The sequence below is a fragment of the Pirellulales bacterium genome, from assembly GCA_019636335.1.
In the GTDB taxonomy this organism is placed as follows: Bacteria; Planctomycetota; Planctomycetia; order Pirellulales; family JAEUIK01; genus JAHBXR01.
On sequence record JAHBXR010000049.1, the window covers coordinates 1 to 12611 of the forward strand.

Below are 12611 nucleotides of genomic sequence, written 5' to 3' on the forward strand. Positions count from 1 at the left end.
GGACGGGAGTCGTTGTTTGCATCGAAAGTCTACTCCCGTCCCCTTTATTTCTTCCGTAACGCTTGGTTATTTCCCATTCGTCGCTGATTGTGACGAGCACGGCGGTCACTAATCGCAGCAGCGAGTCTTCGTTGGGGAACAGCGTCGCCACTCGGGTGCGGCGCTTCCGTTCTCGGTTGAGTCGTTCCAGTGCGTTGGTGTGCCGATTCATCCGAGGATTGTTCGTGCCGGTAGCGATCCTCGGCAACAACTCACTCCGCCGGCTTGATCACGATCAGCTCGAGCGGGATCTTCGTCCCTTGGGCATCCTCGCCTCGCAGCAAGAGCAGCCATCCGTCCGGGTCCTTCTCGTCGCGGCGCAGCGGCTCTTCGCGCTCCACTTCCCCCGGCTTGACCAGCGGAATGATGCTGGGATGGGTCGTGAGCGTGACGGCCGCGCTCAGCTCGATCAGCTTGTCGGGATCGCTCAGCGGGTCGGGAGACTTGTCCTCCTTCGCCGGCAGCAGCAACAAAAAGTCACGCGACTCGTGCGATTCGTGATGCACGTCGAGATCGGGCTGCAACGCATAGCGCAGCGTGTAGACCCCCGCCGGCAGCTCCTGTTCGCGAAAATCAAGACAAGGACGCGCGACCTTCAGCACGCCGATCAGACTGCCCGGCTGAAGTGGATAAAAGATCGGCGCGAAGTCCTCGGCCGGCGCCTCCTCGCCTGCGGTCTTCCACGTCTTGGCCACCCACAGCTCGCACAGGTCATCACCATCGTCGAGTTGAATACGCACATGCCGCGGGTCGAGCTGCTTCACGATGCTCGCGTCGACGCCTGCGGGCATGCCCTCGATCAGATCGGTCTTGCCTTCGGCGCCGACGAGCGGGGACACCAGGCCGAGCAGGCACACGAAAGACCACGGCAGCAAGCGAGACAACATGCGGAATCCTCGAGGCAGAGAATAAAACGAAGGGCGTCGTGCCCCTATTATGGCTCAAGCGAGACGATTTCTCGACCCGCGCGCGTGGCGATTCCCAGCCAGAGCGAGGCTTCGACGCGGTCGGCGATCAGCCGCACGCTGCCGTCGCAGAGCAGCACTTGCACGCCCCCTGGATGATGACTGCGAGCGGCCAGGAAGCCCTTCTGTTGGGCCTGATTCATGCAGTCCCAGGTGGCCGAGTTGGGCGTGTAGAAGTGGTTGTAAAGCGTGTTGCCGTAGTTCCCCAGAATCCACTTGCCGCTGCGTTGCGAGTACCACGAGCCAGTCCCCTGCGTGGCGCAATTCGAGACCGAAACGTCGACGTTTCTGCCCAGCTCGAGAATGTACAGGTCGTCGTAGGGTCTCGATTCGGCCAGAGGCATGCCGTTTCCCAGTGTGCGTTCGCTGAAGGCCGCCGTGTGGGACGAGCCATCCAACAGATCGCGAAAGCGCACGGCCGAGGTCAGAAAGAACACGCCGTCCGCGCGCACCAGCGAGCCATGGTCGACGGCGCCGCTCCCCGCGTTGGCCACGTAGTTCGTGCCGCCGAAGACCGTGCCGGGGATGCGCCCCGCGCCGGGATCACTCGGACATTGCAACAGTCCCACCGCCTCGTTCGCCGCCGCTGCGTTCGCGGCGCCACTGTACGTGATACCCGCGATCACGAGCTTCGTGGGAGAAGCAGTCAGATCGAGCTGATGATAAAGGCCATTCTGCTCGACGAAGGGCAGCAGGTGTGCCTGCGGTGAAAAGACCAGCGGCGTCGGTCCTCCGCGGCCCGGCGGAAATTGCTGCTTCGCGTCGTGAAACGACTGCAAGGCCAGCCCGAGCTGCTTGAGATTATTCGCACAAGAGCCGCGACGACTCGCCTCGCGCGCCGCTTGCACGGCCGGCAGCACCAGCGCCATCAACACGCCGATGATCGCGATGACGACCAGCAGCTCGACCAATGTGAAACCATGTAGGGTGCGACGGCGGGTGTTATCCTGCCGTCGCGTTGCGTGCTGATTCCAAACCCCTGCATGGCGAGGTGTGAAACGGCTGGGGCGGCGCCCCGAATCGCGCCACTTCCACCTGTGCCCCAGGGCACGCCACGATCGACCGGCCCGGCATCGGCAAGAGGGCCGTGGAGGAGGAAGCATGGATGGGCTCGTGGCGCGGCAAAACGGGAATGAAGGAGAAGAGGCTCATTTTAGACTGGGGCGTAGTCAAAATCCAAATGCAACACTGGGCGTGTTGATTGGTGTGGGAGAAAGATCGCTGGGTCGTTTGAATGCTGAGTCTTACCAAGAGTTCGGCGTTCGCACGGAGGCCCAGCGATGGCAAGTTATCTTACGTTCGAGGAACGACAAGTCCTCTACCGGTGGAACAAAACGAAGACTCCGAAGTCGGAGATTGCACGCTGGTTGGGGCGTGATCGATGAGGCGCAAAAGCACGGAACAATTGCGGTAGGGGTGACCCAAAAGGGCCATCCCTACCGCAATTGCCGATTAGTGTTCTTTCGCACCCTGTGGGCCTCGCGGCTTGCCTGCCCAGACGCGACGGACGATGACCTTCGATAACGGCAATGAGTTCGCCGAACACGAGCGGCTCGCCCAACGGGCCGGCGTCGACGTTTACTTCGCCAAACCGTACGCCTCGTGGCTTATACACGATTACTCTTGCTTGGGCAGATACAGCCCCGACCCGACATAGAGGGTCTCGCCGTCGAGTTGCACCTTGCGCACGAAGTCGAGCTTCGTTTCCACCTGGGCCGAATCGGGAGCCAGCGCCTTGAATTTGTGCCAACCCTGGCTGGCGGTTTTCATTCCTTCGATCATCTCGCGCACGGGATACTGCCCATCCGGATCGCGATAGTCGAGCAGGTTCTGTTCTTCAAAGGCGGGAAAGGCGCCGTCGACCAGCTCCACTCCCTTGTCGTCGAAGACATAGACGAACGTGTTGTAGTAGCGGAAGGGACCGTTCGGTTCGCGGAACGTGTTGAACGCTGCGCGGCCTTCCTTCTCGAGCAGCGTCACGGCCTCGTTGACCGTATCGATCACGAAGACGCCTTGCGGACCTGCGTCGTAAAGGCCGCTGCCGACCACGTACTGCTTGCCCGAGGGAGCGGTCACGCCGATCACGAAGCTGCTCTTCCAGTAGGGCTCGCTGAGAGCGAACTTGGGCCAGAGGTAATGGACCCAGCCTTCCTTCTCGGGGCCGGCGACCTCTTCGAGCATCATCTGCACGATGGGGCGGCCCTCCTGGTCTTCGAGGCCGATCTGGTTCGTGCCTTGCAGTTCCGGTCGGTTCGGGTCGACCAGGACGTCCCCCTCCAGGTCGTTCACGAAGATGTAGGTGGTGCCGTGGTACCAGGGGCCACCCTGCACCTGGAATTGACCAAAGGCATCTTCACCTTCGGCACGCACCAGCTCGGCAGCCTTGCGCACCAGCTCGACCACGTCGCGCACTGCCGGGCTTTCCATCAGCGCGCCCTGGGGCGCGGCCGAGTCGGCCCGGTCGGCCGCCTGGAGCGTGAGCGAAGTTCCCAGCGCCCCGGCGAGCGCGAACAATACGACCAGCGAGATCTGGCGACGCATGAAAAAAAGCCCTCCGCGAGACGCCACTCGACGACGGCCGCTGCTCGAACATCGAGCGCAGCAGGTGGCGCGGCAAGGATAGGTCGCTCCCGGGCGGGGAGCAAACCGCGGCGCGGGGGGCAGTGGGCCGGACGTCGCCGGAGCGGAATGCTACTTCTTCCCCTTCTTGGCGGGCTTTTTCCCCTTCTTGGGAGCCGCCGCGGCCGACGTCTTCGGCTTGCCGAAGATTCGCTCCCAACCCTTCGAGAACTCCGGCGTTGCGCCAGTACGTACAATCGGGCCACCCATGCCTTGCTACCTCATGCGAGAAAAGAAGCCCTGCGCGAGCCAACTCACCCGGCGCAGCCAAAACGCTCATTCTAAATCGCCGCGAACGGCAGACAAGCGCCCCGCGTCCGCGCGGTTATGCCGTCCGTACGGGATAAGCGAAGGGCGCCAGGTGCGGGGCCGGGCGTTTCGCTTTTGCTACGTGTTGAGAATTTGACACGCGGCGGCGCGCGACCTAGGGTTCCTCGACTTCGCCGGGCTGCGCACGAACGAACCCCACCTCGGCAGACGATTGACCCCGCGCTGCCGAAATCAGCCCCCGCCTGCGATCGAACTATGTCCACGCATCTGCTGCCCGAGGCGTCGCTCCGTCGACGTGCCGTGTCCGAACCGTTCACGATCCTGATCGTCGACGACGATGACGATCAGACCTACGTGCTTTGTCAGCGGCTCGAACAACAGGGCTACCGCACCGTGTCGGCGAGCACGGGCCGGCTCGGGCAGACCATCGCCCAGACGCAGCGCCCGCACCTGGTGCTGCTCGACCTGCGACTGCCCGACATCGATGGCTTCGACGTGTGCCAGCAACTGTCGGACACGCCTGAGACGTGCCACATCCCGGTGATTATCTTGAGCGGGATGGAACGGCCCGACATCATTCGCCGCAGCCGAGCGGCGGGATGCCAGTACTTCATTCGCAAGCCGTACGATCCCAATGCCCTGCTGATTCTCGTGCAGCAGGCGATCGACGAAGCGCGCCACTGGAACGCGATCTGAGCCGCGCGCCAAGGCAAAATTGGCGACGTGGCCGCTGCTCGACTAACTGCCCAGGACTACCTTGGCAGTGATACCAATCAAAACGAGCAGAATGGCGGTGATGAGCAACACGCCCAGCAAAGACCAAAGCATCGCGCGACACCTCGTGGCAGGAACCTTCGGGATACACTCGCGGCAGAGCGCCGCGCACGGCATCTTACTCTGTTGAGGGGCGATCCGGGAGGCCACGCCAGGCCCGCTTCGCGGTCAGTTTCCGGCCGGCGGCAGCGTTTCTTCTTCATCATCCGCCGCGGGGGGCACGGAGTCGTCGGCCGATGGTGCGACCGGCGGCGCCGCGGCGGGCACCGGCGGGAGATCGAGGAAGCCAGGCAGCGTCTTGAGCCAGTCGGCCAACGCCTTGGCGGCAATGGCGTGTCCCTTGCCGTTCGGATGGTGGTCCGAATCGTGGACCCACAGGTCGCTGGTTTTCTGGCCCTGAAAGGCGGGGGCAAGATCGAGCACCGGCATGCCGGCGGCCTTCGCCATTTGCGCTACCTTGGCATGCACGTCGGCCAAGGGATAGGTTCCTTCGAGGCCTTCCATCAGCGGATACAGCACGTACGCCACCTGGCAATCGGTGCGCGACCCCATGCGCTGGAGAAAGCTATTGAAGCGGAGCAAGTTCGCCTGGTTGTAGCGCTCGTCGTACATGTCCTTGTACCACTGGATCGTTTCGTTGCCGATCCGGCGCATCTCGAGATTGCTCCCCACGAAACGCACGAGCCGCGACGGGCCGTTGTACCAAGCTTCGGCTTCGTGCTGCTCGAGGTGCTCGTCGCGGATATTGATCAGGTCGTTGATGAACTCCTGCCGCGATTCGAGCTCATGCGTAATCTCGACGTCGTTGGCCGTGAAGACCACGATGGCTCGCTTCGCGTGCAGCTGAGGTATGTTGGTCTCGAGTGCTTGCAGCTCCTGCCGGGTATTCCAACCCGACGAGCCGAAATTCATGAGTTCGAACTTCTCGGGGCCGAGATGTTGCAGGGTCTGACGCGTCAGGGTTTTCTCGATCTGTACCCCTTCGCCCAGGACGAACGAATCGCCGAAGACGGGAATGCGCAGCACCCCGGGCGGAGGCTTCACGCTGTAGTCGCGGTCGCGGATGCCAAGCTGCGAATTGCGATACTCGACGCACCACGGTGTCTGCGATAACTCCTCGAGCGGCAGCTCGCGGATTTTCATCATGTTGTTGATCAAGATCCACCGCCCCTCGCTCGTGTCGGGCAGGGCGCGAAACTCGCCGTTCGGATTGCTCGAGTAGCACCCGTAGGTGAGCATCGGCTTCGAGTCGGCCTTGATCAGCAACAGCTTGGTGCGGATCCGCGCCGGTTCGATCTGGAACAGCCAGAGAGCGGCCTCGACCAGCAATACCGCCACGAACAAGCCGGCCAGCACGCTGCCGGCGCGCAGCAACAATCCGCGGCGCCAAGAGCGGCGCGGTACCGAGAGAGAAGGCTTGGCTGGAGCCGGAGCGCTGGGCAAAGGTCGTTACCGGTTCGAGAGAATCTGCCCGCTTGTCTGCGAAGCTGTAAAAGGTCGCTTGTGCCGGTCGAAGTGCCGGCGACCTGCAACCCTGGCAAGCGGCGCCCCCCGCCAGTGCGATCTCTCCATTGTATTTCTAGTTGCGAAGCAATCAAATGGTTCGCGTCCTATCCGTGGGCACGGCCGTCGGCGCAAGGTCCTGTCCCGCCGGCATTTTCGCGCCGAAAAGATCGATCCGCACCGATGCTCGACGGTCTGAAAGCCATTATCTATAAGGAAGTGATCCAGGTCCGGCGCGACCCCGCCACCCGGGTCGTGTTCGTGATTCCCTGCATCCAGATGCTGGTCTTCGGCTTTGCCATCGATACCGATGTCCGGCACATTCCCACGGTCGTCTTCAATGCCGATCGCCGGACCGGCAGCCGCGAGCTGCTGCACGAGTTCGCGGCGACCGATGTCTTCGACATTGTCGAAGAAGCCACCGACGTGGCGGGCGTGCGGGCAGCCATCGTGGCTGGGCGAGCCCAGGTGGGGATCGTCATCCCCCCGCGTTTCTCCGACGATCTGCTCAACCACCGCTCGGCCCAGGTACAGGTGCTGATCGATGGATCGAACAACAACGTCGGCAGCCAGGCGCTCAACGTGGCCAACGGCATCGCCTTTCACAAGGCACTGGCCGGAATGATCGAACGCGGCGGCAGCCTGCCCATCGATCTCCGACCCAAGATGCTCTTCAACGAGAACATGGAGAGCGCCCACTTTTTTGTCCCGGGCCTCGTCGGCATCATCCTGCAATTGACCACCGTCTTTCTCACGTCGTTCAGCATCGTGCGCGAGCGCGAGCGGGGGACGATGGAACAATTGATGGTCACTCCCGTCTCGCGCTGGGCCTTGATGCTCGGCAAGCTCATTCCCTTTGCCGTGATCGGCTTCGTCGAGACGGTCTTGATCCTGGCCCTGATGCGTTATGTGTTCCACGTCGAGATCGTGGGCAATCTGGCGCTGCTGCTTTCTCTCTCGGCGCTGTTTCTGCTGCCGAGCCTGGGGTTGGGCATCTTTATCTCGACCATTGCCACCAATCAGGCGCAGGCCACGCAGATGGCGCTGCTCATTATGCTCCCGTCAGTCTTACTCAGCGGATTCGTCTTTCCGCGGCAATCGATGCCCCTGCCGATCTATTTCCTCTCGACGTTGATTCCCGTGACATACTACGTCGAGATCCTGCGCGGCATCATCCTGCGCGGAGCGGATGCGGCCGACTTGTGGCATCAGAGCGCCATGCTGGGGCTGTTTGCCGTGGTGATTTTTGTCGGCAGCACGCTGCGTTTTCAGAAGCGGCTCGAGTAGCGCCGTCGACGTTCATGGCGTGCCGTTCTACCCTCCGAGCAGCTCGCGGTAGAGCGCGATGTGGCGCTCCACCATCCGCTCCACGCTGAACTCGCGCAGCATGCGTGCGCGGCCGGCACTGCCGAGGCGGCGCGCCAGCTCGACCTCGTTGAAGAGTCGGTCGGTGTGGCGGGCAAAGGCCGCGCAATCGCCGACCGGTACCAGATAGCCCGTCTCGCCCGGCACGACGAGATCTCGCGTCCCTGCAATGTCGGTCGCCACGACCGGCACCCCGGCCGACATCGCCTCCATGACCGAGTTGGGCTGCCCTTCATAGGCGCTGCCCAGCCACAACACGTCGAAATGCGGTATCAGCCGCGGGACATCGTTCCGCTGGCCGAGAAAATGAACCCGGTCGTCGATCTGGCATTTGTGGCGGAAACGTCGCAACCGGTCGAACTGCGGACCTTCGCCGACGATCAACAGGTGAAAGTCCTCGCGGATCACCTTGAGGATGTCGGCCCCCCAGATCAGATCCTTGAGACGCTTCTGCGGCCAGAGCCGTCCCACGGCGCCGATCAGCTTCGCATCCGGGGGTAAGTTCAGCTCGGCCAGCAAGGCCTCGCGCGTCACGTCGCTCGGCGGCGCTGGCGGCACGCCGTTAGGAATGACCGCGAACTTGTCGGCTGCGATGCCCTTGCCGATGTAAAAGTCGCGCACGCCGCTCGAGTTCACCACCACCCGATCGCTACGCCGGGCCAGGTAGCGATCGATCGCCAGCTCGTGCCATGCCTTCCACAGGTCGACGCAACGCTCCGCGCCGACGATGTGGGGCACTCCCGCGCGGAGCGCCGCGGCACGCCCATACGCATTGGCGGCGAAGAGCCACGTATGTACCAGGTCGGGCCGCAATCGCTTCAGCTCTCGAGTGAGGCGCTGCAGTGCGCCGGGATCGAGCTTCCAGCGCTTGTCGATGGCCGTGACGGGAATGCCCGTGGCGTCGAGGTCGGCACGCAGCGGGCCCCCCGCGGTGAGCGTGATGACGTGAACGTCGAAGTCGGCGCGCGCCAGGCCCTGCGCCAGCAGCACGAGCTGCTTTTCGGCTCCCCCGCGAACCAGGGTCGGAATGATCTGAACGATGCGACGGCTCACGCCTTCCTCGCCTGCGAGTCTATCAAGTGGGCAAACAATTCTAGGTGCCGGGCGAGGCAGCGATCGAGCGAGAATTCGCGTTCGACGCGGGCCCGGGCCGCCGCGCCCCACACCGCGGCCCCTTGGGGCGAATCGAGCACGCGACGAATGCCCTGTGCCAGCGACTCCGGCGCCGCCGGCGGAACGAGCAACCCCTGCTGTTCCGATTCGATCAACAGCCGATTGCCCGGAATGTCGGTCGCCACGACCGGCAGGCCGGCCGCCATCGCCTCGAGCAGCGCCAGCGACATCCCCTCTTCGAGCGACGGGAGCACAAACAGATCGGCCGCGGCCAGCAGGTCGTCGACCTGATCGAACGCGCCGGCCAGCACGACATTGCCGTTCAACTCCAGCTCGCGAATGAGACGCACGAGTTGCGGGCGCTCGGGCCCTTCGCCCACGAGCCAGAGTCGCGCCGTCGGATCGTGCCGTACGACGGTATGCCAGGCCTCGATGAGATGGGTGAGCCCCTTCGAGGCGTGCAGCCGCCCGGTATAGACCGCCAGCTTGGCGCCGGGATGCACGTACAGGCCCGGCTGCGAGCGGGCCAGCCAACTGCGCACCTCTTCGCGCTGGGCCGGATCGCGCAGCGGCTGGACGGGCACGCCGTTCGCAATGAAATGAATCCGCTCGCGTGGGTAGCCGGCGGCGATCAACTCGCGCTCGATGGCTGGGCTGGGGGCCACGAACGCCGCCGCGCGCAGGCACTGCCGCTTGATCCTGCGGCCGAAGTTCGCCTCGAGTTGCCAGTGGACGTCTCCGGTGGCGCCGGCCCCTTCGGCACGCAGCACTACGGGAACACCCATCCGCCGCGCGGCTCGGACAGCGGCGTAAGCGTCGTGCTTGAGCATCGAGACGTAGATCAGGTCAATCTCATCGGCCGCGGACTGCAGGCGATCGTCGAGGGCCCGCAGGTAGCGCCACGTCCCCAGCCAGCGGATACGGGGCTGCGGCAGTCGCTCGACGCGCACCCCCTGGTGTTCGACCGTGCGGGGCCAGTCGGACTGCCACTGCGCGGTAAGAATCGTGGTCTTAGCCCCCTGCTGGCGAAAGCCGGCCGCGAGGTTGGCCATCATCGCTTCTGCTCCACCCACGAGCGGCCAGAAGCGCCGTGTCACGAGCACCAGCCGCGGGGGCGTCACAGGGGCGACTCCGGCGCCAGCTCGTGCGGCTCGAGCGCCGCCACGTACGGCAGATTTCGATAATGATCGTTGAAGTCGAGCCCGTAGCCCACGACGAACTCGTCGGGAATGTCGAAGCCGACGAAGTGCGGCTCGTACTCGACCTCGACGCGCCCCCGCTTGCGCAACAGCACCGCCGTGCGAATCGACGCCGGACCGAGCTCGTCGAACTGCACCAGCAACTCGAACAGCGTACGTCCCGTGTCGAAGATGTCGTCGACCAGTAGCACGTTGCGGCCGCGCAGATCGGGCAGCATTTGGGCATTGATCGCCAGGGCTCCAGGCCGCGTGGCATTTCCGCGATAGCTGCGCGCCTGCACCAACCCCACCTGCATGGGCAGCTCGATCTGGCGAATCAGGTCGGCCAGCAGCACCATGCTCCCCGTGAGCACCCCCACCACGGTCAGGGGTTCTCCCTGGTAGGCCAGCGTGATTTCGCGTGCGAGTCGCGCCACGCCCTGGCTGATGTCGGCGGCCGGCAGCAGAATCTTCACGGTCGAACCTCGAACGGCGCGGCGATGGCAAACGGACGAGCCGGTATTTTAGGCGCGCCGCCCTGAGATCAACACCCCTGTCCACTACCCACTGACCCCTGCCCACTCCCCAGCCACCGCTTGTCGCCGAGCGGCCCTACCGGCATGATCTGACTGGTACGCCAGTTTCACCCGATTTCGAGGTCCTATCCCTTGAGCAGCATCCCAGGCACGTGGAGCGAGACCCAGGTCGCGGGACATCCGTGCGACGTGTACGAGCCACCGCAGCCCAGCCCCCACGGCTTCGTGGTGGTTTATCTGCACGGCGTCCATTTGAACCGGCTGGTCGAGAATGCGGCCTTCTCGGCCGAGTTCGCCCGGCATGGGCTGCGCGTCATCGCTCCCCTGACCCAACGGAGCTGGTGGACGAACCGCATCTGCACGGAGTTCGATCCGCAACTCACCGCCGAGCGCCACCTGCTCGACAACGTGTTGCCCGAGATCGAGCGCCGCTGGGACACGAAGCCCACGCAGATCGCACTCTTGGGAACGAGCATGGGGGGGCAGGGGGCGCTGCGCTTCGCCTTCAAGTATCCGGCGCTCTTCCCGGTCGTGGCGGGTATCTCGCCAGCGATCGACTATTACACGCGCATGGAGGAAGAGGGGGACGAGACGTTGTGGGAGATGTACGACGATCCGGAACAGGCTCGCCAGGATACGGCCACGCTGCACGTTCACCCGCTGAACTGGCCGCGACATCTTTTTTATTGCTGCGACCCGGCAGACGAGCGCTGGCACGAAAGCGCCGAGCGATTAACCACCAAGCTCGCAGCCCTCGGCATCCCCTTCACTTGCGATCTCGACACCACCGGCGGCGGCCACGGGTTCGAATACTACAACCGCATGGCGCCCAAGGCAGTCGGCTTCATCGCCGAGCAGTTGGAACGCGAGCGCCTGCGCGTGGTGTGAAATCAATCGCCAAAGAACACTAATCGGCACTAATTTCCGCTAATCGTTGGGATTAGTGTCGATTAGTGCGAATTAGTGTTCCTGTCGTTCGCCTTCGTGCAAGACGGACTGCGATAGCGGCGTTTTCCAGTTTTGTAGGTCAGGTACCCCTGTACCTGACAATCGATTGAACTAGCCGCGTCGAACACCAGTGCGTCGCAATGTACTCACCGTCAGCATGACGGTCGACAGAATGAGCGAACCACCGAACGGGACGATCAGCGCGGCAAATCCGACGGAATCGCTCGGCCGCACGAGATCCATGTCGAACAACTCCTGCGCCAGGCAAACCATCGCCAAGGCGACGAGTGCCGACGAACCGTGAAAACAAAGGGCGCCAAAGATGGAAGGCCGCGGTCGTCCGGCGTCGCTCGGTGTGTGTGAGCCACCGCACATGGCGAGGGACCGGTCTGCCACCGACGGGGCCGTCGTGTGAAGGGCCGGAGCACGGCTGGCGAACGGACCTGGCCTCTCGACAGACGCACGAGTCGGCTTGCTCACGGCGGATTCAAGCCAGGCGAAATCGAGTTCTTGCACCGCGGACATGCTCGCTCTCCTTGCAACCAGAGGCAGGGTCCACATCCCGGCCCTCCCCCGGCCAAGAATGGCCATTCGGACCAGTCATTCAAGTCTCTGGAAGAGAAAGCGAGAAACGGTGGCAAATCCCCTCATCGGCCGGCGGAGTTTTTTGAAATCGCCCGGCAGGCAATCGTCTGGAGCGACGATCCTTTTTGTAGACAATCTTTCGGACACTTGTTTGAAATTGCGCGCCTGAGAAATCTCAACCCGAAGCGTCAGCGAGGAGATTCCTGGAACAAGCATCGATCGAGGTGCTGCCTCGCTGACGCTTCGCGCTCCGGGATTGATTGATCCGTCGTGTCTTGGTGCCGTCGTGGTTCACACCGTTTTGATTTACCACGACGGCACGACGCGGTTGCTTGTGCCTGATGCTCTTTCGGGTTGGCTGCGTCGAACCTAGTAGGTCAGGTACCCCGTACCTGACACTCGATCGAGTTGGCACGTCGAACCTTGTCAGGTACAGGGTACCTGACCTACTTCTGCCCGCGCCGATCAAGGGCTCGCTCTCCGCCTCCAGCGCGAAATACCGTTTTCCCTATCTGCGTTCATCTGCGTGCATCTGTGGATCCGCAGATTTTCGCAGATGGACGCAGATTGCGGACAAGGTTGCGTTGGACCTGCCTCGCTGACGCTTCGGGTTACGATTGTTTGATCCGTCGTGTCGTCGTGTCGTAGGTGCGCCAGGAGAAGTCTGGTTGTTTTTGTCAGTTGAAAGGTACTGACCATGGTAATTGCTCGTGCGT

Annotated in this window: 14 protein-coding genes; 4 read left to right on the plus strand and 10 right to left on the minus strand. The window is 63.2% G+C overall.

Features of this window, described 5'->3' with window-relative positions; translation table 11 throughout:
- The 3 genes from KF708_24635 to KF708_24645 all read right to left on the minus strand — a co-directional run.
- Positions 1-211, minus strand: a 211-nt coding sequence (locus KF708_24635; protein MBX3415891.1) for a transposase, incomplete at its 3' end; no start/stop codon positions are given.
- Positions 212-251: 40 nt separating this feature from the next.
- Positions 252-926, minus strand: coding sequence for a hypothetical protein (locus KF708_24640; protein ID MBX3415892.1), 675 nt, complete (start codon positions 924-926; stop codon positions 252-254).
- A 47-nt stretch (positions 927-973) separates the two neighbouring features.
- Positions 974-1915 carry a DUF1559 domain-containing protein gene (locus KF708_24645; GenBank protein ID MBX3415893.1) on the minus strand — a complete coding sequence of 314 codons (942 nt, stop codon included), beginning with the start codon at positions 1913-1915 and terminating at the stop codon, positions 974-976.
- Positions 1916-2284: 369 nt separating this feature from the next.
- Between KF708_24645 and KF708_24650 the strand changes: the two genes are divergently transcribed.
- The gene (locus KF708_24650) at positions 2285-2389 is read left to right on the plus strand and encodes a helix-turn-helix domain-containing protein (GenBank protein MBX3415894.1); all 105 of its coding nucleotides are present in this window, start codon (positions 2285-2287) and stop codon (positions 2387-2389) included.
- Positions 2390-2621: 232 nt separating this feature from the next.
- Here the strand turns inward: KF708_24650 and KF708_24655 are convergent, their stop codons facing one another.
- Positions 2622-3545 carry a cache domain-containing protein gene (locus tag KF708_24655; GenBank protein MBX3415895.1) on the minus strand — a complete coding sequence of 308 codons (924 nt, stop codon included), beginning with the start codon at positions 3543-3545 and terminating at the stop codon, positions 2622-2624.
- A gap of 150 nt (positions 3546-3695) precedes the next feature.
- A complete protein-coding gene (locus KF708_24660; GenBank protein MBX3415896.1) occupies positions 3696-3833 on the minus strand; it encodes a hypothetical protein in 138 nt (45 codons plus the stop codon).
- A gap of 315 nt (positions 3834-4148) precedes the next feature.
- Here KF708_24660 and KF708_24665 point away from each other — a divergent pair, with 315 nt between their 5' ends.
- The gene (locus KF708_24665; protein MBX3415897.1) at positions 4149-4589 is read left to right on the plus strand and encodes a response regulator; all 441 of its coding nucleotides are present in this window, start codon (positions 4149-4151) and stop codon (positions 4587-4589) included.
- Positions 4590-4835: 246 nt separating this feature from the next.
- On the opposite strand, the gene KF708_24670 is transcribed toward KF708_24665, so the two are convergent.
- Positions 4836-6044, minus strand: coding sequence for an SGNH/GDSL hydrolase family protein (locus tag KF708_24670; GenBank protein ID MBX3415898.1), 1209 nt, complete (start codon positions 6042-6044; stop codon positions 4836-4838).
- 309 nt (positions 6045-6353) lie between these two features.
- Between KF708_24670 and KF708_24675 the strand changes: the two genes are divergently transcribed.
- Positions 6354-7457, plus strand: a complete 1104-nt coding sequence (locus KF708_24675; GenBank protein MBX3415899.1) for an ABC transporter permease — start codon at positions 6354-6356, stop codon at positions 7455-7457.
- 27 nt (positions 7458-7484) lie between these two features.
- Here KF708_24675 and KF708_24680 read toward each other — a convergent pair whose 3' ends face one another.
- Genes KF708_24680 through hpt form a run of 3 tightly spaced genes read right to left on the minus strand, consistent with a single transcriptional unit; the run spans position 7485 to position 10302 of the window.
- Entirely contained in the window at positions 7485-8588 is a 1104-nt protein-coding gene (locus KF708_24680; GenBank protein ID MBX3415900.1) for a glycosyltransferase, read from the minus strand.
- Positions 8585-9769: a glycosyltransferase family 4 protein gene (locus KF708_24685; GenBank protein MBX3415901.1), complete on the minus strand. Its 1185-nt coding sequence runs from the start codon at positions 9767-9769 to the stop codon at positions 8585-8587. The genes KF708_24680 and KF708_24685 overlap by 4 nt, the downstream gene beginning before the upstream one ends.
- Complete coding sequence (gene hpt, locus KF708_24690; protein ID MBX3415902.1) at positions 9766-10302, minus strand: hypoxanthine phosphoribosyltransferase; 537 nt, start codon at positions 10300-10302, stop codon at positions 9766-9768. The genes KF708_24685 and hpt overlap by 4 nt, the downstream gene beginning before the upstream one ends.
- Positions 10303-10494: 192 nt before the next feature.
- Between hpt and KF708_24695 the strand changes: the two genes are divergently transcribed.
- Complete coding sequence (locus KF708_24695) at positions 10495-11250, plus strand: prolyl oligopeptidase family serine peptidase (GenBank protein ID MBX3415903.1); 756 nt, start codon at positions 10495-10497, stop codon at positions 11248-11250.
- A 171-nt stretch (positions 11251-11421) separates the two neighbouring features.
- Here the strand turns inward: KF708_24695 and KF708_24700 are convergent, their stop codons facing one another.
- A complete protein-coding gene (locus KF708_24700) occupies positions 11422-11835 on the minus strand; it encodes a hypothetical protein (GenBank protein MBX3415904.1) in 414 nt (137 codons plus the stop codon).
- Positions 11836-12611: the final 776 nt, after the last annotated feature.

Excerpts from the sequence above, each read along its gene's own strand:
- KF708_24660 (MBX3415896.1), bottom strand. The coding sequence starts at position 3,833 with ATGGGTGGCCCGATTGTACGTACTGGCGCAACGCCGGAGTTCTCGAAG.
- KF708_24650 (MBX3415894.1), top strand. The coding sequence starts at position 2,285 with ATGGCAAGTTATCTTACGTTCGAGGAACGACAAGTCCTCTACCGGTGG.
- KF708_24655 (MBX3415895.1), bottom strand. The coding sequence starts at position 3,545 with ATGCGTCGCCAGATCTCGCTGGTCGTATTGTTCGCGCTCGCCGGGGCG.
- KF708_24665 (MBX3415897.1), top strand. The coding sequence starts at position 4,149 with ATGTCCACGCATCTGCTGCCCGAGGCGTCGCTCCGTCGACGTGCCGTG.
- KF708_24675 (MBX3415899.1), top strand. The coding sequence starts at position 6,354 with ATGCTCGACGGTCTGAAAGCCATTATCTATAAGGAAGTGATCCAGGTC.
- KF708_24700 (MBX3415904.1), bottom strand. The coding sequence starts at position 11,835 with ATGTCCGCGGTGCAAGAACTCGATTTCGCCTGGCTTGAATCCGCCGTG.
- KF708_24640 (MBX3415892.1), bottom strand. The coding sequence starts at position 926 with ATGTTGTCTCGCTTGCTGCCGTGGTCTTTCGTGTGCCTGCTCGGCCTG.